Below are 19,018 nucleotides of genomic sequence, written 5' to 3'. Positions count from 1 at the left end.
CATCGTGCACGACCGAGTGGGCGAGAGAAGGACGCATACCCCTTCGTCGCGCGGACATGGTGAACGGCGCGTGTACGGTTCCGCGGCGTTCGTCCGACAGCACTCTCGGAACCCGAGGACGGTAAATCGCCCGCATGACCCGTGTCATGGACTACCTCCCCCGCGGGGACATGGTCGACGACGCGGCCTGGCAGCGGCGTCACCATTTCCTCCTCGGGGTGCTGGTCTCGCTCGCGCCGATCCTGCTGGTGTTCGGGCTCGCCGTCGGCAACTCGCTGCTGTTCGCCGGCCTGGTCGCCCTCGTGCCCCTGCTCACGGCGGCCGGCGGCTGGCTCGTGCCCGGCCGGATGCCCGGGATGATCTTCGTGTCCGCGGGCCTCTCCGCGTCGTGCGGCGGCCTGGTGATCCTCTCCGGCGGCTACATCGAGGCACACTTCTCGTTCTTCGTGATCATCGGTTTCCTGATGCTGTACCAGCACTGGGTGCCGTTCGTGGTCAACATCGTCTTCACGACCGTGAGCCACGGCCTCGGCACGATCCTGGTGCCGACGCTGTTCTTCAACCACCACGCCGCGCAGCACTCGCCGTGGCTGTGGTCGGTGATCCACGGTTTCGCGGTGCTCCTCGCGTGCGCCGGTGTCGCGATCTTCGTCAAGATCACGCAGGACGAGCAGCGGCGCCGCATCGAGCTCACCAAGGAATTGCACGACTCGAAGGTGCGCCAGCAGGAGTTCACGTCCGAACTGCTGCTGAACCTCGCCCGCCGGAACCAGAGCATGTTCCACCGGCAGCTGGACATCATCAACGATCTCGAGGAGCGCGAGCGCGACCCCGACGCGCTCGCCGACCTCTTCCGGCTCGACCACCTCGCCACCCGCGTGCGCCGCAACGCCGAGAGCCTGCTCGTGCTCTCCGGCGAGCAGCCGGCGCGCGTGTGGTCGGCGCCGGTCGCTCTGCGCGACGTCGTGCGCGCGGGCGTCGCCGAGACCGAGGACCTCGACCGCGTCACCCTCGTCGTCGACGAGCGCCAGCGGCTCACCGGCAGCACGGTCGCCGACCTGACGCACATGATCGCCGAGCTCGTGGAGAACGCCGCCCGCTACTCGCCGCCCTCGGCGCCCGTGGTGATCCAGAGCCGCGCCTACCTCCGGTCGCCGGGCGCGCACCTGCTCGTCATCGAGGACACGGGCATCGGCATGCCGCCCGCCGAGCTGGCCGCGGCCAACGAGCTGCTGGCCCGGCCGCAGGACGCCGACGTGTCGGAGGCCGCGCGCCGCCTCGGCTTCCACGTCGTCGCCCGCCTCGCGCAGCGCCACGGCATCGGGGTCTCGCTCACCCCGACCCCGGGGTGCGGCCTCACCGCCGTCCTCCTGCTCCCGGCGGCCCTGTTCGCCGAGGCGCTGGCCGCGGAGCCGACCGTGCCCGCGGTCGGTGATCGCGGCCTCGAGCGGGTCCCGGCCTCCGCGGTGCCGGTCCCGCGCCGCGGCTCGGCCGACGGCGGCGAGCGCACCCCGGCGCGCGGCAACGGCGCCGCGCCCGTCTCCGGTCCCGTGCCCGTCAACGGCCGCCACGCCTGGCCGGGGCGCACGGGCCCGGACCAGGAGAACGGCCACGGCGGGAACGGTGAGCGCGCGCGGCGCGGTGCGCACGCGGCGCCCGGCACCGAGGACGAGACGGCCGCCCCCGAGGTCCCCGTCGCGGCCGACGGCGCCGGCGGGGACGGCGACCCGCACGCCACGCTCGAGGACGTCCCGCCCGCCCCCGCCCGGCGGGGCCTGATCCACCCGATCGTCGTGCCGCCGCCGGCCCCCGCCGACGAGGAGGCACCCGCGGCCGCCGCCCCCGCGGCCCCCGCCCCGCGCCGCTCGGACGAGGACGACCCGGTCGCGGTCGGCCCGAACGGCCTCGTGCTCGCCCGCCGCCGGCCCCAGACCCACCTGGCGCCGGAGCTCATCCGCAGGACCCCCGGCATCCCGGCGGCCACCCCCGCGACCGCCGCCCACGCCACGCCGCCCGGTGCCGGACCGGGCGCCGGACCGGGTGCCGGACCGGGTGCCGGACCGGGCGCCGGCCGCCCGGCCGCGCCACCCGGCGAGGGCGGCGCGATGAGCGCGCTCTCGGCCTACCAGGCCAGCCGGGCCGCCGCGCGGTCCGCGATCTCCGACGACGGGACCCCGTCGAGCACCCCCGGGAGGCAGACGTGAGTGCACCGACCGACAGCGGACTGGACTGGCTGCTCTCGGAGTTCGCCCACGGCACCCCGGGCGTGTTCCACGTCCTCGTCGTGTCCGCCGACGGGCTGCGCCTCGCCGTCAGCGACGGGGTCGCCCCGCACCTCGCCGACCAGCTCTGCGCCGCGGTGTCCGGCCTCGTGAGCCTGGCGCGGGGCACCGCGACGCTCATCGACGCCGAGCCGGTGACGCAGACGATCGTCGAGATGGACGGCGGCTACCTGTTCGCGACGTCGATCAGCCTGGGCTCCACGCTGGCGGTGGTCACCGACCGGTCCGCCGACATGGGCCTCGTCGGCTACGAGATGACCCTGCTCGCCGCGCGCGTCGGCCACGCCCTCACCCCGGGCGTGGCCGCCGGGCGCGGTCGCGACACGTCAGCGCCGTGAGCGTGGACCGCCGCCAGCGACCGCAGGCCGACGGCGGGCGGGTCGTCCCGAACTACGCGTTCACCGGCGGCCGCACCCGGTCGCTCGCCGGGAGCGACATGCCCATCGAGGCCCTGGTGACCGCCACCGAGCTGGGCCTCGCGAAGGCACCGGGGATGCCGCCCGAGTCGCGGGCGATCGTCGAGGCGAGCACCGAGCCGCAGTCGCTCGCCGAGATCGGCGCGCTGCTCGGCGTCCCCGTCGGCGTCGCGCGCGTCCTCGTCAGCGACCTCGCCGCCGACGATCACCTGGCTGTGCACCTGCCCCTGGTCGGGACGGACGGTCGCCCCCGACGCGAACTCCTGGAGAGGCTGCTCGATGGACTCCGTACACGCTGACGATCGGGCGGGTACGGCCGGCGGTGTCGCCGAGGCGCCGCGCCGCGACCTGCTCCCGCTGAAGATCCTCGTCGCGGGCGGCTTCGGCGTCGGCAAGACGACGCTGGTCGGGGCCCTCTCGGAGGTGCCGCCGCTGTCGACCGAGCAGCAGATGACCAGCCTGTCCGACGGTGTCGACGACACGAGCATCGTCCCCGAGAAGACCACGACGACCGTCGCCATGGACTTCGGCCGCGTCACGATCGACGACTCCCTGGTCCTCTACCTGTTCGGCACCCCGGGCCAGTCGCGGTTCTGGTTCATGTGGGACGAGCTGTCGCGGGGGGCCGTCGGCGCCGTCGTGCTCGTCGACCTGCGCCGCATCGACGACTGCTTCGCCGCGATCGACTACTTCGAGAACCGGGGGCTGCCGTTCGTCGTCGCCCTCAACGAGTTCCCGGGCACCGACGGCGTCGACGACGACCTCGTGCGCGACGCTCTGGCGGTGCCGCCGGGCTGCCCGCTGGTGCACGTCGACGCCCGTGACGACGACTCCTGCACCCGCGCGCTGATCGTGCTCGTCGAGCACGCCCTGGCGCGCAGCTGAGGGGATCAGCGCAGTGCCGACGCCGGCCGGACCTCCCACAGCGTCCACAGCGGCCGGTAGCCGTGGCGGGGCCAGAACACCGACGACACCGGGTTCGGCGGGTTGTAGTACAGGTACGTCCCCCGCGAGCCCGGCGGCTGGAGCGTCGGCAGGGCGGCGGTGACGAGCGCGTGCCCGACCCCGTGCCCGCGCAGGCCGGGCAGCACCGACGCACAGTTGACGTAGCCCCACCGGCCGGCGGGCAGCAGGCCGGCGAGCCAGGTGCCCGGGGTGGCGTCGGTGAGGCCGCACTCCAGCAGCCCGACCAGCCGGGCGTCGCGCTCGGCGACCCAGATCGGCTCGCCGCGGTGCCAGCGCTCGCGCAGGGCCGCGCGCTTCACCGCCTCGGCGTCGGGGCGCAGCACGCTGCCGCCGACCATGCTGGAGTAGGCGATCTCGTGCATGGCCAGCTCGAGGCAGGCGTCGAGGTCGTCGTCGCGGGCCGGGCGCAGGACGAGCGCCGGGTCGGGGTCGGCGACGGCGGGCAGCGGCCCGGGCGGGCGCACGGCGAGCACCGCGAGGGGCACGAGCCCATGGTCGAGGAACGCGCGCGCCGCGGCGACGTCGCGGCTGGGCCAGGTGACCACGGCGGCCGAGTCGTTCGCCGCGCGGACCCGCGCGGGGATGCGGGCGAGCCACTCGGTGACCAGCGCGTCCGCGCCGGCGCGCCCGGAGTGGCCGAGCACCGGGTGCAGCTCGGTGACCTCGGCCGCCGACCAGAGCAGGGGAGCGCTGCCCGCGGGCCAGCTGTGGTGGGTGACGACGGCGGCGGCCTCGCCCGCGGCGCCGGTGTCGACGACCACCACGTCGCCGGGCGGGGGCAGCACCGCCGGCGGCAGGCCGGCGTCGATCTCGGCGAAGCGCGCCTGCTGGTCGCGCAGCAGCTCGGTGAGGACGAGCTCGGGGGAGCGGCCCGTGGCCCGCGAGCGGCCGATCACGCGGGTCTCCGGCAGCAGAAGATCGCCGTGCCCGGGAAGAGCCGGCCCCGCAGCGGCGACCACTGGCCCCACACGGCGTCGAGGTCGTCCGGCCATTCCGGCTCGACCAACCGCTCGAGCACCAGGCCCGCGCGGACGACGTCGGCGACCCGGTCGCCGAGCGTGCGGTGGTGCTCGACGTAGACCGCGCGGCCGTCGTCGTCGACCTCGGCGTAGGGCGTGCGGTCGAAGTACGACTGGGACACGGTCAGGCCGTCGGGGCCGGGGTCGTCGGGGAACATCCAGCGCATGGGGTGGTTCACGGCGAACACCCAGGGACCGCCGGGGCGCAGCACCCGCGCCACCTCGCGCATCACCGCGCCGGGGTCGGCGACGAAGGGGACGGCGCCGAAGGCCGAGAAGGCGGCGTCCACGCTGCCGTCGCGCAGCGGGATCGCGCCGGCGTCGGCCTGCACCAGCGGGACGGTCGCCCCGGTGCGGGCGTCGGCGTCGCGGGCGTGGCGCAGCATGCCGGCCGAGAGGTCGAGCCCGACGACCCGCGCCCCGGTGCCGGCGAGCCACCGCGAGCACGAGGCGGCGCCGCACCCGACCTCGAGGACGCGGGCGCCGGTGAGGTCACCGAGCAGGTGCGCGTCGGCCTCGCGCAGGCGCTCGGGGCACCAGACGAAGTCGTCGTCGCCGAGGAACGCGCCGTGCTCGGCCTGGTAGTCGTCGGCGTCGGCGTCCCACCAGGCCCGGCTCGCGGCGCTCGACTCCTCCGGCCCGACCGCCCGCCGGGCGACGCCCGCCGCACCGAGCGCGACCTCCGCCGACGACCCCTCCGCGTGCTCCTCCGCGTGAGGGGGCGGCGGCGGGTTCGGCACCGGGGCATCCTGACACGCCCGGATGCGGGGTCCGCGTCCCCCGCGCGGGGGCGCCGCGGGAGCGACACGCCGTGGATTCGCCCTGCGACACGCCGGGGACCGGTACGAGGTGCCCCGATTGCCGGGCCGTGTCGGACACGGTTACGATGAAGGTCCACGTGAGTGGTCTCGCCCTGTCCGCGTTCCGCTACTCAGGCAGCGGTGGGCGGCGATTCTCGTCTCCACCTCGGCGTTCGTCGGGCTCGACGGTGCGCGCGTTCAGGACGGCGGCCCCCACGTGGGGTCCCTGCACGCTCGATCTGACCATGTTCCCGGAGCCGTCCACCGTATGTCCATCGACACCCACACCGCCCCGACGTCGACCAGCCCGCAGGTCGCGATCAACGACATCGGGTCGGAAGAGGACTTCCTCGCCGCCATCGACCAGACGATCAAGTACTTCAACGATGGCGACATCGTCGAAGGAACCATCGTGAAGGTCGACCGGGACGAGGTCCTGCTCGACATCGGCTACAAGACCGAGGGCGTCATCCCCTCGCGCGAGCTGTCCATCAAGCACGATGTCGACCCCAACGAGGTCGTCGCCGTCGGCGACGAGGTCGAAGCCCTCGTCCTCCAGAAGGAGGACAAGGAGGGCCGGCTGATCCTGTCCAAGAAGCGTGCGCAGTACGAGCGCGCCTGGGGCACGATCGAGCAGCTCAAGGACAACGACGAGCCCGTCAAGGGCACCGTCATCGAGGTCGTCAAGGGTGGTCTCATCCTCGACATCGGCCTCCGCGGCTTCCTCCCCGCCTCCCTGGTCGAGATGCGCCGCGTCCGCGACCTCCAGCCCTACGTGGGCAAGGAGATCGAGGCCAAGATCATCGAGCTGGACAAGAACCGCAACAACGTCGTCCTCTCCCGCCGTGCGTGGCTGGAGCAGACCCAGTCGGCGGTGCGCAGCGAGTTCCTCAACCAGCTCGCCAAGGGCCAGATCCGGTCCGGCCAGGTCTCGTCGATCGTCAACTTCGGCGCGTTCGTCGACCTCGGCGGCGTCGACGGTCTGGTCCACGTCTCCGAGCTGTCCTGGAAGCACATCGACCACCCGTCCGAGGTCGTCGAGGTGGGCCAGGAGGTCAAGGTCGAGGTCCTCGACGTCGACCTCGACCGCGAGCGGGTCTCCCTGTCGCTGAAGGCGACGCAGGAGGACCCGTGGCGCCAGTTCGCCCGCACCCACCAGATCGGCCAGATCGTGCCCGGCAAGGTCACGAAGCTGGTGCCGTTCGGTGCGTTCGTCCGCGTGGACGAGGGCATCGAGGGCCTGGTCCACATCTCGGAGCTGGCCGAGCGCCACGTCGAGGTGCCGGAGCAGGTCGTCCAGGTCGGCAACGACGTCATGGTCAAGGTCATCGACATCGACCTCGACCGTCGCCGCATCTCGCTCTCGCTCAAGCAGGCCAACGAGGGCATGACGCCGGAGACCGAATTCGACCCGGCGCTCTACGGCATGGCGGCCGAGTACGACGACGCGGGCAACTACATCTACCCCGAGGGCTTCGACCCGGACACCGGCGAGTGGCGCGAGGGGTACGAGTCGCAGCGCGAGGAGTGGGAGCGCCAGTACCAGGCGGCCTACGCCCGCTACGAGCAGCACATCGCTCAGCTGCAGCGCACCCAGGAGCAGGAGGCGGAGGCGGCCGAGGCCGCGCCGGCCAACTACTCCTCGGGCGGCCCGTCCGACGGTGGCGACGCCTCCGACGAGCGTGACGACGAGGACCCGGGCCAGGGCCCGCCCTCGCAGTCCGGCGGCGGCGCGCTGGCCAGCGACGCCCAGCTCGCGGCTCTCCGCGAGAAGCTCTCCGGCGGCTGATCTGCGGGAGACGAAGCGCAGCGGAGCTCGACCCACGAGCACCGGTCGCTGAGCTCGACCGACGGGCCCTCATCCCTCGCGGGGTGGGGGCCCGTCGTCGTGCGCCGGGCGCGCCCCGTGGAGCGAGGGACTCCTCGAGTGCGTGGGAGGCAGCGAGGGACGCCCTCGCGCCACCGGAGCCGCTCGGGCGCGCGCCGAGGACCTAGCCGAACGCCGGGGGCGCCGCCGTGCCGAAGGCCGGGCGCAGGTGCCGCGAGCCCGCGAGGAAGCGCTCGACGAGGCCGCGGCGGGCGATGTGCGGCGCGTCGAGGGCCGCGGCGATCTGGGGCAGGGCCCGGCACCAGGTCAGACCGGGGTCACCGAGGCGGTGGCGGCCGGCGGGGCGTCGCGAACGGAACACGCGGCGGCTCCTCGGGTGAGACGGATGGTGCGGACGAGGCGCCACCGTACCGCTGTTACGCACGGGACACGAGTGACTCGGCGCGCGAGTCTCGACCCCGGGTCGAGTGAGCCCGCCACCCGCTGGGCACACTGCGGGCGTGCTGAGGCTGGGACTCACCGGTGGGATCGGGGCGGGCAAGTCGACGGTGGCGGAGACGCTCACCGAGCTGGGCGCGGTGGTGATCGACGCCGACCGGATCGCCCGCGAGGTCGTCGAACCCGGCACCGAGGGCCTGGCCGAGGTCGTCGCGGCCTTCGGCGAGGACGTGCTCGACGCCGACGGCGCCCTCGACCGCCCCGCGCTCGGACAGATCGTCTTCGGCGACGACGCCAGGCGTCAGCAGCTCAACGGCATCCTGCACCCGCGGATCGGCGCCCGGACCGCCGAGATCGCCGCCGAGGCCGCCGACGACGCGGTGATCGTCCACGACGTCCCGCTGCTCGTGGAGAACGGGATGGGTGCGGCGTTCGCGCTGGTCGTGGTGGTCGACGCGCCGGTGGACGTTCGCGTCGCCCGCCTCGTCGACACCCGCGGCATGACCGTCGAGGACGCCCGCGCCCGCATGGCGGCCCAGGCCGACGACGAGGCCCGGCGCGCCGCCGCCGACGTCTGGCTCGAGAACGCCGGCGCCGCCGGGGCCCTGCGCGAGCAGGTCGAGCGCCTGTGGCACGAGCGGCTCGTGCCGTTCGCCGAGAACGTCGAGCTCGGCAAGGCCGTGCCGGTGCCGACCGGGATCGTGCCGCCGGCCGAGGACCGGGAGCAGGCCGGCCGCCGCCTCGCCGCCCGCCTGGCCGCGTCCGGGGGCGACACGGTGCGCCGCGTCGAGCTCGTCGGACCGGGGGCGATCCCCGGCCTGCCCGCCCCCGACGTCGTCGACGTCCTCGTCGAGGCCGACAAGCCGGGCGACGACCTCGCCGCCGCCTTCGAGGCCGCCGGCTTCCCGCGCACCGGCCCGGGGCGCCACGGCTCCGCCGACCCGGCCCGGCCGGCACGCGTGCTTGTCCTCGACGGCAAGCGCCGGCGCGAGGCGAAGCAGGCGCAGGCGATCGTCGACGCCCGCGAGCGTGCGCGTCGGGACCCCGACCGGGTGGCAGCGGACCCGGACGCCGTCCGCGCCGAGGTCGCGCTGCCGTGATCAGCGGTTGCTGCGCAGCTCCAGGCTGATCTGCTCGGCGTCCAGGTTCTCCAGGGCCGCCGACAGCGCCGACGACGTGAACCGTCCCTCGTCGCGCGCGTCGAGCAGGGCCGCCCGCTGCGCCTCGATCATCTCCAGGCGCACGCGGGTGCGGCTGTCGGAGGCGAGCGTCTGGTCCGGACGGGCGTCGCGGTCGGTCAGGCGCTGCCGGAACGCCGCGACGTCCGGCTCGTCGGCGTGCCGGTCGAGCACCGCGAGGTTCGCCTCCGTCAGCCGGTCCCGCAGCGCCTCCTGCTCCGCGGGCGACGACACCTCGGCGGGCGCCGGCCGGATCCACCGCACGAGCAGTGCGAGCGTGCCGCCCTGCAGCAGCAGCGACCCCGCGGCGACCGTGAACGCCACGAACACCAGCAGCGAGCGCTCCGGGAAGTCGGCCGGCAGGGTCTGGGCCGCGGCGAGGGTCACCGCGCCGCGCATCCCCGCCCAGACGATCACGGTGCCCTCGCGCGGTCCGAGGGGCGCCTGCCGGAAGTAGTCGATGTCGGCGATCTGCAGGCGCAGGCGCCGGCCGAACGCGGCGATCCGGCGCGGGCTGGTGAGCGAGACCGCCCGGCCCCGGATCGTCACCGGCTCGCCCGCCTCGAGCTGGGCGTTCATCTCCTGCAGCTGGGGCTGCATCGCCGACCCGCGCCGGGCGGTCGTCCGCACCCACAGCACGAGCGCGGACACGTAACCGGCGCGGACGACGACCGTCGCGACGAGCGCGACCGCCGCGAGCCCCGCACCGAACCCGACCGCCCCGCCGTCACGGTGCAGGTCCTCGACCACCGCGGTGAGCTCGAGCCCCATCAGCAGGAAGATCGTGCCCTCGAGGACGAGCTCGACGGTGCGCCAGCTCTCGGTGTCCGACAGGCGGTGCTGCACGGGGAGCCGGCGGGTGGCGCCGTGCCCGGTGACGAGCCCGGCGGCCACCGCGGCGACCAGCCCGGACGCGCCGAGCTCCTCGGCGGGCAGCGAGGCGACGAACGGCGTCGCGAACGAGAGCACCGTGTTGACCGTCGGGTCGCCGATCCGCCGGCGGACGGCGAGGCCCAGGCGACCGACGACGACGCCGAGCACGACCGCGACGACGACCGCGAGGGCGAACCGGCCGACGACACCGCCGATCGACACCGACGCCGCGCTCGCGGCGATGGCCGCGCGCAGCAGCACCAGCGCGGTCGCGTCGTTGAGCAGCCCCTCGCCGTCGAGCACCGTGACCACCCGCGACGTCACCCCGACCCGCCGCACGATCGCGGTCGCGGTGGCGTCGGTGGGGGACAGGATCGCCCCGAGCGCGATCCCGCCCGCGATCCCGAGACCGGGGACCAGCAGGGTCGCGAGCAGCCCGATCAGCACCGACGAGATCACCACGAGCAGGACCGACAGCCCGCTGACGGCGCCGAACGCGCGGCGGAAGTCCATGGCGGGCATCGCCACGGCCGACGAGAAGAGCAGCGGCGGCAGGATGCCCGCGAGGATCCACTCGGGGTCGACGACGACGGGCGGCACGCCGGGCAGCACCGACACCGCGACGCCCACCAGCACCAGCAGCAGCGGCGCCGCGACACCGACGCGCTCGGCGACGACCCGGACGGAGGCGATCACCAGCAGGCCGAGGACGACGACCAGCAAGGTGCCCATGGCCCGTCGTTCTACCGTGTGCCCGGAGGGGACCGGTGGATCACCGGGTGAGCGACCCCGTGCCGAGCGCGTCCGTCCACGTCTCGAGGTCGTGGCGGGCGTCGACGAGCTCGCCGAGCACGCGGTGCACGGTGCTCATCGCCTCGTCGGCGTCGGCGCCCGAGAGCACCCCACCCGCGACGGCCGCGGCGAAGTCGGCGTCGTGGACGACGCGCGCCGGGCGTCCCGGGACGACCTCGAGGCCGAGCAGCAGGTCGGTGCAGCGCCACTGCGGGCCGTCGACGCCGATGCGCACCGCGCCGATCTCGGTGGTCACGGCCGCGGCGTCGCCGTCGCGCGGGAGGCGCCGGCGTATCCGCAGCCCGTGGTCGGCGACGTACCAGCACGTCTCCGCCAGGACGAACGGGTCCTCGGGGCTCAGCACCGTCGTGCGCAGGTGACCGTCGGCGACGGTCCACCGGTCGAGGGCCTGTTCGAGGACCTGTTCTCCGGCGAGGGGGAGGGTGCGGGTCGCCGCACGGGTGTCGACGACCTCGACCAGCTGGCGGGAGACGACCGGGCTCACGGCGGTGGACCCTAGGACACCCGTCCGAGTGGCCAGGAGGCGACCCCTACCCGAATGCCAGCGGTGTCATTCACGAGGTGACGCAGGTCACGACCAGGTCAGGGCAACGTCGTGGCGGGCCAGCCATCGGTCCAGGTCGTGGCCCTGCTCGGCGAGGCCCGCCAGCGTGCGGTGGCTCGTGGCCAGCGCCCGCTCGGCCCGCTCGGCGTCGAGGAGCCCGGCGGCGACGGCCTCGGCGAGCTCGTCGAGATCGAGGACCTCGGTGCGCTCGCCGGTGTGCACCACGAGGTCGACGTAGTGGTCCTCGGTCCACCAGGTCGTGCCGTCGCGGGTGACGTCGGCGACGTCGATGTAGTGGTCCTGGAGGCGCTCCTCGCCGGGCTTCCAGGTGAAGTCGGTGACGCGGATGCCGAGGCCGGGCAGCAGCCACGACCGCAGGTGGGTCAGGGTCGGGTGGTCGACCATCGCCCGGCTCACGTAGAGCCCGAAGGGTTCCTCGCGGTACACGTCGACCGCGCGGACGAAGCCCTTGGGGTCGGTGTTGGTGCCGGCGGCGACGTCGAAGGTCTCGATCTTCGGGGAGTGCAGGCCCACGGGGCGTGACCCTAGGTCAGACACGGCGACACCCGCCCCCGTGCGCGGATCAGCACGGCGCCGACGGCGAGGTGGACGGCGGCGAGGGCGATGTGGGTCGCGGTGGTGGCGTCGATGAGGACGACGGGGATCTCCGAGGCGGCGACGACGACCACCGCCAGGCCGGTCCAGATCGCCGTGCCGTACCGGGTCAGGCGGAGCTGCGCCGCGTGTACGTCGACCCCGACGACGACCGCGAGGTCGCGCTCGCCTTCCACGACGCGTGGGTGCTCGGCGACGGCACGCGCGCCCGTTCGACGTGGTCGACCTCGTGACGCTGACCGACGCCCGGCACCGCATCGCCCGCCTGCTCATCTGCTACGACACCGCGCCGCTGCGCAGCTCGTGGCAGCGGGTGGCGGCCGGCGGGACGGACGCTGTCGGGGGTCGCGGTTAACCTCGATACCATGGCCTTCGCGACAGAGGTACCGGGCTCGGCCCGCGACGGGGAGAACCCCGAGGGGCTGCCCGACGACGCCCTCGCGCACTCGGAGTTCCGTCCGGTGGGCGAGATCGAGCGCACCGGTGTCGCGTTCGAGGTCGTCAGCGACTACGACCCCGCGGGCGACCAGCCCGCCGCGATCGACGAGCTCGAGAAGCGGGTGAAGGCGGGCGAGCACGACATCGTGCTGCTCGGCGCCACCGGCACGGGCAAGTCGGCGACGGCGGCCTGGCTCATCGAGCGGGTGCAGCGCCCCACGCTGGTGATGGCGCCGAACAAGACGCTGGCCGCCCAGCTGGCCAACGAGCTGCGCGAGCTGCTGCCCAACAACTCGGTCGAGTACTTCGTCTCGTACTACGACTACTACCAGCCCGAGGCGTACATCGCGCAGACCGACACCTACATCGAGAAGGACTCCTCGATCAACGAGGACGTCGAGCGGCTGCGGCACTCGGCGACGTCCAACCTGCTCTCGCGTCGTGACGTCGTCGTGGTCGCCTCGGTGTCGTGCATCTACGGCCTCGGCACGCCGCAGTCGTACCTCGACCGGTCGGTGCAGCTGAACGTCGGCGACGAGCTCGATCGCGACCAGCTGCTGCGCGCGCTGGTCGACGTGCAGTACACCCGCAACGACATGTCGTTCGCCCGCGGCACGTTCCGGGTGCGCGGCGACACCGTGGAGATCATCCCGGCGTACGAGGAGCTCGCGGTCCGCATCGAGTTCTTCGGCGACGAGATCGAGTCGCTCTACTACCTCAACCCGCTCACCGGCGACGTCGTCAAGCAGGTCGACGACGTGCGGATCTTCCCGGCCACCCACTACGTCGCCGGGCCCGAGCGCATGGAGAAGGCGGTCAAGGCCATCGAGGCCGAGCTCGAGGAGCGCCTGGCCGAGCTCGAGCGCCAGGGCAAGATGCTCGAGGCCCAGCGGCTGCGCATGCGCACCACCTACGACATCGAGATGATCCGCCAGGTCGGGTTCTGCTCGGGCATCGAGAACTACTCGCGCCACATCGACGGCCGCGGCCCGGGCACGGCGCCCGCCACGCTCATCGACTACTTCCCGCAGGACTTCCTGCTGGTCATCGACGAGTCGCACGTGACGGTGCCCCAGATCGGCGGCATGTACGAGGGCGACATGTCGCGCAAGCGCAACCTCGTCGAGTACGGCTTCCGGCTGCCGTCGGCCACCGACAACCGGCCGCTGACCTGGGAGGAGTTCGCCGACCGTATCGGGCAGACGGTCTACCTGTCGGCAACGCCGGGCGACTACGAGATGCGCATGGCCGGCGGCGAGTTCGTCGAGCAGGTCATCCGGCCCACCGGGCTGATCGACCCCGAGGTCGTCGTGAAGCCCACGAAGGGCCAGATCGACGACCTGGTGGGCGAGATCCGCACGCGGGTCGACAAGGACGAGCGCGTGCTGGTCACCACGCTGACCAAGAAGATGGCCGAGGACCTCACCGACTACCTGCTCGAGCTCGGCATCAAGGTCCGCTACCTGCACTCCGAGGTCGACACCCTGCGCCGCGTCGAGCTGCTGCGTCAGCTGCGCTCCGGTGAGTACGACGTGCTGGTCGGCATCAACCTGCTGCGCGAGGGGCTCGACCTGCCGGAGGTGTCGCTGGTCGCGATCCTCGACGCCGACAAGGAGGGCTTCCTGCGCAGCGAGCGCTCCCTCATCCAGACGATCGGCCGCGCGGCCCGCAACGTGTCGGGTCAGGTGCACATGTACGCCGACACGGTCACCGACTCGATGCAGTACGCCATCGACGAGACCAACCGGCGCCGCGAGAAGCAGATCGCCTACAACACCGAGCGGGGCGTCGATCCCCAGCCGCTGCGCAAGAACATCGCCGACATCCTCGACCGCGTGTACCGCGAGGCCGAGGACACCGAGGAGTCGGTCGAGATCGGCGGGTCGGCGCGCAACAGCTCCCGCGGACGCCGCGCGGCGGGCGAGGCCGGCGGCGGCCGCGGCAGCTCGGGCATCGCCCCGCACCGCGACACCTCGGGGATGGCGCGCGCCGAGCTGGCGGACCTCATCCAGCAGCTCACCGACCAGATGATGGCCGCGGCCCGCGACCTGCAGTTCGAGCTCGCCGGGCGCCTGCGCGACGAGATCGCCGACCTCAAGAAGGAGATGCGGGGGATGGACGCGGCGGGGGTCAGCTAGGCGAGCAGCTCGCCGGCCGTCCGCAGGTCGGCGACGAAGCCCGCGAACATCTCGTCGCGGTCCTGCCCGCGGGCCGGGTCGGCGCGCAGGATCGCCGACGGGTGGATGGTCGGCACGAGGGTGAGGTCGTTCCAGGGCCGCGGCTCGCCGCGTTCCGCGGTGATCCGGAACGACGACCCGAGCAGCGCCTTGCCCGCGGTGGCACCGAGGGTCAGCAGCACCTGCGGCTTCACCAGCGCCAGCTCGGCGTCGAGCCACGGCCGGCAGGCGCGGATGTGCCCGGCCTTCGGCGTTTCGTGGATGCGCCGTTTGCCCTGGTAGCGGAAGTTGAAGTGCTTCACCGCGTTGGTGACGTAGGCGTCGTCGCGGGCCACCCCGGCCTCGTCCAGCGCCTCGTCCAGCAGGCGACCGGCCGGCCCGACGAACGGCGCCTGCTGCCGGTCCTCCTGGTCCCCGGGCTGCTCGCCGACCATCACCAGGCGCGCCTGCGGGGCACCGGTGCCGAAGACCGTGCCGGTGGTGTCGTGGTGCAGCTCGCAGGCGGTGCACCCGGCGGCCTGCGCCCGGAGGGTCTCGAGGTCCGGCGGTGGGTCCGCGTGCTGATCGGTGGTGAACAAGGGTTCGGTCACCCGGCGGGGTGCCCGCGCCGGGGCGCCCGCCAACGCGGGGAGCAGGATGGCGGCGTGCGCGTCGTGCTCACCGGGGCCACCGGGTTCGTCGGGTCGACGCGGTCACCGCACTGACGCGCCGGCTGCTCGCGCCGATCGCCCTCGGCGTCGACGACCTCGCGACCGCCCTGGTGCGCTGCGCCCTCGACCCGACCCTCGCCCCACCCACCGTTTCCCACCGCGCCCTCCGACGCCTCGGCACGCTCGGCTGAGTGCCGGACGCGAGCTGTCCGCCACCTCCGCCATGCTGCGCGCCATGGCCATGGGAGTGCAGATCACCTTCGACGCCCACGACACGGTGAAGCAGGCCGAGTTCTGGGCGCTCGCGCTCGACTACGTCGTCCAGCCCCCGCCGCCCGGCTTCGACAGCTGGTTCGCCTTCGCGGAGAAGATCGGCGTCCCGCGCGAGGACCGGGACCGGCTGAACGCGGTCGTCGACCCGGCCGGCGCCGGCCCGCGGGTGCTGTTCCAGAAGGTGCCCGAGGACAAGACGGTGAAGAACCGCGTGCACCTCGACGTCAACGTCAGCGACGGCGGCGAGGGCCGCCGGGAGCTCGCCCACGCCCACCGCGAGAAGCTCGAGGCGGCCGGGGCGCGGTTCCTGCGCGAGGTCGACGAGGCGACGGGCTGGTGCCTGGTGATGGCCGACCCGGAGGGCAACGAGTTCTGCGTCCAGTGACGCCGGCGGCGTCGTCGGCGCCCGGTCTATGGCGCCGGTCACGGGCCGGTGCCTAGGCTGCGGCGAGGTCCGTCGACGCCGAGGAGGTGCCCGTGCCTCACGCCGACGACGGGGTCTGCGCGGTCACGCGGAGCACCGACCTGCGCCAGCACGCGCGCCTGCTCCACCAGGCCCACGACGCTCGTCTGTCCGGGAGCCGTCCGACGACGCCGCTGCGCCGGGTGGTGAGCCGGTCCTGGGACCGCGTCCTGTCCTACGGCGTCGCGCCGGACGGGCGCTCGCTGGACGACCCCGCCGCGCCGGAGATCGTCGAGCAGCGGCGGGCCGCGTCGCCGATCGCCGGGGTGCTGCCGCAGCTGCGGGCGAGCCTGACGGCGGTGGCCGAGGACGCCGAGCACATCATGGTCATCACCGCGGCCGACGGGTTCGTGCTCTGGCGCGAGGGCGCGGTGCGGGTCGGCCGGCTCGCCGACTCGCTCGGCTTCCTGCCCGGCGCCGACTGGACCGAGGCGTCGGTCGGCACGAACGCCATCGGCACCGCGCTGGCCGAGCACGCCTCGGTACAGCTGTTCTCCGCCGAGCACTTCGTCCGCGCGCAGCACCCGTGGACGTGCACCGCGAGTCCCATCCACGACCCGCGCACCGGCGAGATGCTCGGCGTCGTCGACCTCTCCGGGCCCGCCCCGACGGTCCACCCGACCACCGTCGCGCTGGTCCACACCGCCGTCCGGCTCGCCGAGACCGGGCTGTGGGCCGCGCACGAGACCCGGCTGGAGAGCCTCCGCGCGGTCGCCGCGCCCGTGCTCGCCCGCCAGACCGGGCCGGCGCTCGTCGTCGACGACCACGGGTGGGTCGCCGCCGCGACGGGCATGGCGCCGCGCGACCGCGTCGGGGTGCCCCAGGCCGGCGAGGCGATGCTGGTCCACGGGCTCGGCGCGTGCCTGCCCGACCGCGTCCCGGGCGGCTGGCTGCTGCGCCCGTCGGACACCGCGGGCCAGGGCCGCACCCGCCTGCGCCTGGACCTCGACGCCGACCCGCCCGCCGCGCTGGTCGAGGGCCACGAGGTCTGGCGCCACACGCTCGGGCGGCGCCACCTGCAGATCGTCGCCCTGCTGATGCAGGCCGGGAGCGCGGGGCTCGACGCGGCCGCGATCAGCCGCGCGCTCTACGACGACGCCGACCACCTCGTCACCGTGCGCGCCGAGCTCTCCCGGCTGCGCCGCGTGCTGGGAGGCCTGCTCGCTGCGCGCCCGTACCGGATCGCGCCGGGTGTCGAGGTCGTCCCGCCGTCGCCGGAGGACACCGTGCGGCTCTTCGGGATGCGTGCAACACCGCTGCAACCCTGGCCGTGACCGGGGTCACCCTCCTGGGATGGACGTAGCCCATCGCAGGAGGACACCCATGAAGGCTGCTCGCTTCCACGGTCGGGGTGACGTGCGCGTCGAGGACGTGCCCGAGCCCCGTCCCGGCCCCGGCCAGGTCCAGGTCGCCGTCGAGTGGTGCGGCATCTGCGGCACCGACCTGCACGAGTTCCTCGACGGCCCGATCTTCACGCCCACCCCGCAGGCGCCCCATCCCCTGACCGGCGGCGCCATCCCGATCACGCTCGGACACGAGTTCTCCGGGGTGGTGGCGGGCGTCGGCTCCGGCGTCACCGGGGTGTCCGAGGGCGACCGGGTCGTCGTCGAGCCCTACGACGTGTGCGGGACGTGCGTGGCCTGCCGCGCCGGGCGCTACAACGTGTGCCGCCAGCTCGGGTTCATCGGCCTCGACGGCGACCAGGGCGGGTTCGCCGAGACGATGGTCGTCGACCAGCGCTGGGTGCACTCCATCGACGGCCTGACCACCGAGCAGGGGGCGCTCGTCGAGCCCCTGGCCGTCGGTTACCACGCCACCAAGCTCTCGGGCATCCAGAAGGGCCAGACCGCCGCGGTGTTCGGCTCCGGGCCGATCGGCCTGGTCACCGCCGCGGCCCTGCGGGCGGCCGGCGCGGGCCAGATCGTCGTCGTCGAGCCCGCCGACGCGCGCAAGGCCAAGGCGCCGGGCGCGGGCGCCGACCACGTCCTCGACCCCACCGAGACCGACGTGCCCGAGGCCATCCGCGAGCTCACCGACGGCGCCGGCGCGGACGTGACGTTCGAGTGCGCGGGCCTCGACCCGGTCCTCGCCCAGGCCGTGGCGTCGACGCGCCCCGGCGGCACCTGCGTGAACGTCTCGATCTGGGGCCACCCGGCGACCTTCGACGTCAACTCGCTGGTGTTCTCCGAGATCCGGCTCATCGGCTCGCTCGCCTACGCGGGCCGCCACCCCGAGGTCATCGACCTCATCCGCGACGGCGTCGTCGACGTCGAGCAGTTCATCACCGGCCGCATCGCCCTCGAGGACATCGTCGACCAGGGCTTCCGCGAGCTGATCGACCACAAGGAGACCAACGTGAAGATCCTGGTGCACCCGTGACGGCCGCGCAGGACGCCGCCGGGACGCGCGTCGCCGTCGTCACCGGCGCCGGACGGGGGATCGGCGCCGCGATCGCCCGCCGCCTCGCCTCCGACGGCCTCGCGGTGATGGTGTCCGACATCGACCCGGCGACCGCGCAGGCCGTGGCGAAGGAGATCACCGACGCGGGCGGCCAGGCCGCCGCGACGACCACCGACGTGGCCGACCGCGACGCCGTCGTCGCGCTGGTCGCCGCCACCCGCGAGCGCTTCGGGTCGATCGACGTGATGGTCGCGAACGCCGGCATCGCTCAGGTGAAGACGCTGCTCGAGGTGACGCCCGACGACCTGCAGCGGATGCTGTCGATCAACGTCGGCGGCGTCATGTGGTGCCTGCAGGCCGCGGCGGAGGCGATGATCGAGCAGGGCCACGGCGGGAAGATCATCAACGCCGCGTCGATCGCCGGCCACCAGGGCTTCGACCACCTCGGGCACTACTCGGCGTCGAAGTTCGCCGTGCGGGCCCTGACCCAGGCGGCGGCCAAGGAGCTCGCGCAGCACCGGATCACCGTCAACGCGTACTGCCCGGGGATCGTCGGCACGACCATGTGGGACGAGATCGACGAGGGCCTCGGCGGCTACCTCGGCACCGGCAAGGGCGAGGCGCTGAAGCAGTACTCGCAGCTCATCGCGCTGGGCCGGGTGCAGACGCCCGAGGACGTCGCGTCCTTCGTCTCGTACCTCGCGAGCCGCGACGCGGACTACATGACCGGCCAGGCGGTGATGATCGACGGCGGCATCGTGATGGTCTGACCGACGGTGGGTGTTCTGCGTCGTCAGAACGATCCAGAACACCCACCGGACGGGCGGTGCGCCCGATTGACCGGA

General features: G+C 73.9%; 20 protein-coding genes. 12 read left to right on the top strand and 8 right to left on the bottom strand.

Going from position 1 to position 19,018, the window contains the following annotated elements:
- Nucleotides 1–134: 134 nt before the first annotated feature.
- Genes WCD58_RS01735 through WCD58_RS01720 form a run of 4 tightly spaced genes read left to right on the top strand, consistent with a single transcriptional unit; the run spans nt 135 to nt 3,583 of the window.
- On the top strand, nt 135–2,204 hold the full coding sequence (locus WCD58_RS01735) for an ATP-binding protein (RefSeq protein ID WP_337698902.1): 2,070 nt from the start codon (nt 135–137) through the stop codon (nt 2,202–2,204).
- Complete coding sequence (locus tag WCD58_RS01730) at nt 2,201–2,620, top strand: roadblock/LC7 domain-containing protein (protein WP_337698901.1); 420 nt, start codon at nt 2,201–2,203, stop codon at nt 2,618–2,620. Before WCD58_RS01735 ends, WCD58_RS01730 begins: the two co-directional genes overlap by 4 nt.
- The gene (locus WCD58_RS01725) at nt 2,617–2,997 is read left to right on the top strand and encodes a DUF742 domain-containing protein (protein ID WP_337698900.1); all 381 of its coding nucleotides are present in this window, start codon (nt 2,617–2,619) and stop codon (nt 2,995–2,997) included. The genes WCD58_RS01730 and WCD58_RS01725 overlap by 4 nt, the downstream gene beginning before the upstream one ends.
- Complete coding sequence (locus WCD58_RS01720) at nt 2,978–3,583, top strand: GTP-binding protein (RefSeq protein ID WP_337698899.1); 606 nt, start codon at nt 2,978–2,980, stop codon at nt 3,581–3,583. Before WCD58_RS01725 ends, WCD58_RS01720 begins: the two co-directional genes overlap by 20 nt.
- Before the next feature lie 5 nt (nt 3,584–3,588).
- Here WCD58_RS01720 and WCD58_RS01715 read toward each other — a convergent pair whose 3' ends face one another.
- Together WCD58_RS01715 and WCD58_RS01710 are read right to left on the bottom strand one after the other, a co-directional pair.
- On the bottom strand, nt 3,589–4,560 hold the full coding sequence (locus WCD58_RS01715) for a GNAT family N-acetyltransferase (RefSeq protein WP_337698898.1): 972 nt from the start codon (nt 4,558–4,560) through the stop codon (nt 3,589–3,591).
- Nucleotides 4,557–5,423: a class I SAM-dependent methyltransferase gene (locus WCD58_RS01710; protein WP_337698897.1), complete on the bottom strand. Its 867-nt coding sequence runs from the start codon at nt 5,421–5,423 to the stop codon at nt 4,557–4,559. The genes WCD58_RS01715 and WCD58_RS01710 overlap by 4 nt, the downstream gene beginning before the upstream one ends.
- A gap of 328 nt (nt 5,424–5,751) precedes the next feature.
- On the opposite strand from WCD58_RS01710, the gene rpsA reads away from it, so the two are divergent.
- Nucleotides 5,752–7,272, top strand: coding sequence for a 30S ribosomal protein S1 (rpsA, locus tag WCD58_RS01705; protein ID WP_337698896.1), 1,521 nt, complete (start codon nt 5,752–5,754; stop codon nt 7,270–7,272).
- Nucleotides 7,273–7,474: 202 nt separating this feature from the next.
- Here the strand turns inward: rpsA and WCD58_RS01700 are convergent, their stop codons facing one another.
- Complete coding sequence (locus WCD58_RS01700; protein ID WP_337698895.1) at nt 7,475–7,672, bottom strand: hypothetical protein; 198 nt, start codon at nt 7,670–7,672, stop codon at nt 7,475–7,477.
- Nucleotides 7,673–7,811: 139 nt separating this feature from the next.
- Here WCD58_RS01700 and coaE point away from each other — a divergent pair, with 139 nt between their 5' ends.
- Nucleotides 7,812–8,849, top strand: a complete 1,038-nt coding sequence (gene coaE, locus WCD58_RS01695; RefSeq protein ID WP_337698894.1) for a dephospho-CoA kinase — start codon at nt 7,812–7,814, stop codon at nt 8,847–8,849.
- Here coaE and WCD58_RS01690 read toward each other — a convergent pair whose 3' ends face one another.
- The 4 genes from WCD58_RS01690 to WCD58_RS01675 all read right to left on the bottom strand — a co-directional run bounded on the left by WCD58_RS01690 (nt 8,850) and on the right by WCD58_RS01675 (nt 11,948).
- Nucleotides 8,850–10,532 (bottom strand): cation:proton antiporter, encoded by a 1,683-nt coding sequence (locus tag WCD58_RS01690; RefSeq protein WP_337698893.1) that lies wholly within the window; start codon nt 10,530–10,532, stop codon nt 8,850–8,852. It abuts the gene before it with no gap.
- Between the two features lie 40 nt (nt 10,533–10,572).
- Nucleotides 10,573–11,097 carry a DUF402 domain-containing protein gene (locus WCD58_RS01685; RefSeq protein ID WP_337698892.1) on the bottom strand — a complete coding sequence of 175 codons (525 nt, stop codon included), beginning with the start codon at nt 11,095–11,097 and terminating at the stop codon, nt 10,573–10,575.
- An 87-nt stretch (nt 11,098–11,184) separates the two neighbouring features.
- Nucleotides 11,185–11,691: a ribonuclease FAU-1 family protein gene (locus tag WCD58_RS01680; RefSeq protein WP_337698891.1), complete on the bottom strand. Its 507-nt coding sequence runs from the start codon at nt 11,689–11,691 to the stop codon at nt 11,185–11,187.
- Nucleotides 11,692–11,702: 11 nt separating this feature from the next.
- Entirely contained in the window at nt 11,703–11,948 is a 246-nt protein-coding gene (locus tag WCD58_RS01675) for a DUF6069 family protein (RefSeq protein ID WP_337698890.1), read from the bottom strand.
- A 53-nt stretch (nt 11,949–12,001) separates the two neighbouring features.
- On the opposite strand from WCD58_RS01675, the gene WCD58_RS01670 reads away from it, so the two are divergent.
- Both WCD58_RS01670 and uvrB read left to right on the top strand, forming a co-directional pair.
- Nucleotides 12,002–12,127 carry a hypothetical protein gene (locus WCD58_RS01670; protein ID WP_337698889.1) on the top strand — a complete coding sequence of 42 codons (126 nt, stop codon included), beginning with the start codon at nt 12,002–12,004 and terminating at the stop codon, nt 12,125–12,127.
- 10 nt (nt 12,128–12,137) lie between these two features.
- Nucleotides 12,138–14,348, top strand: a complete 2,211-nt coding sequence (gene uvrB, locus WCD58_RS01665) for an excinuclease ABC subunit UvrB (protein ID WP_337698888.1) — start codon at nt 12,138–12,140, stop codon at nt 14,346–14,348.
- Here uvrB and WCD58_RS01660 read toward each other — a convergent pair.
- Nucleotides 14,345–14,977: a UdgX family uracil-DNA binding protein gene (locus WCD58_RS01660; RefSeq protein WP_337698887.1), complete on the bottom strand. Its 633-nt coding sequence runs from the start codon at nt 14,975–14,977 to the stop codon at nt 14,345–14,347. The two genes, uvrB and WCD58_RS01660, sit on opposite strands and share 4 nt — an antisense overlap.
- A gap of 295 nt (nt 14,978–15,272) precedes the next feature.
- Here WCD58_RS01660 and WCD58_RS01655 point away from each other — a divergent pair, with 295 nt between their 5' ends.
- The 4 genes from WCD58_RS01655 to WCD58_RS01640 all read left to right on the top strand — a co-directional run bounded on the left by WCD58_RS01655 (nt 15,273) and on the right by WCD58_RS01640 (nt 18,943).
- Nucleotides 15,273–15,695: a VOC family protein gene (locus WCD58_RS01655; RefSeq protein ID WP_337698886.1), complete on the top strand. Its 423-nt coding sequence runs from the start codon at nt 15,273–15,275 to the stop codon at nt 15,693–15,695.
- Between the two features lie 92 nt (nt 15,696–15,787).
- A complete protein-coding gene (locus WCD58_RS01650) occupies nt 15,788–17,047 on the top strand; it encodes a GAF domain-containing protein (protein WP_337698885.1) in 1,260 nt (419 codons plus the stop codon).
- Between the two features lie 49 nt (nt 17,048–17,096).
- Nucleotides 17,097–18,152, top strand: a complete 1,056-nt coding sequence (locus WCD58_RS01645; protein WP_337698884.1) for a 2,3-butanediol dehydrogenase — start codon at nt 17,097–17,099, stop codon at nt 18,150–18,152.
- Nucleotides 18,149–18,943: an acetoin reductase gene (locus WCD58_RS01640; protein WP_337698883.1), complete on the top strand. Its 795-nt coding sequence runs from the start codon at nt 18,149–18,151 to the stop codon at nt 18,941–18,943. The genes WCD58_RS01645 and WCD58_RS01640 overlap by 4 nt, the downstream gene beginning before the upstream one ends.
- The last annotated feature ends 75 nt before the right edge of the window (nt 18,944–19,018 follow it).

It is taken from the genome of Actinomycetospora flava (assembly GCF_037400335.1).
Taxonomy (GTDB): domain Bacteria; phylum Actinomycetota; class Actinomycetes; order Mycobacteriales; family Pseudonocardiaceae; genus Actinomycetospora; species Actinomycetospora flava.
Note: the sequence above shows the minus strand (reverse complement) of the source record. Positions and strands in the feature narration are given on the sequence as shown.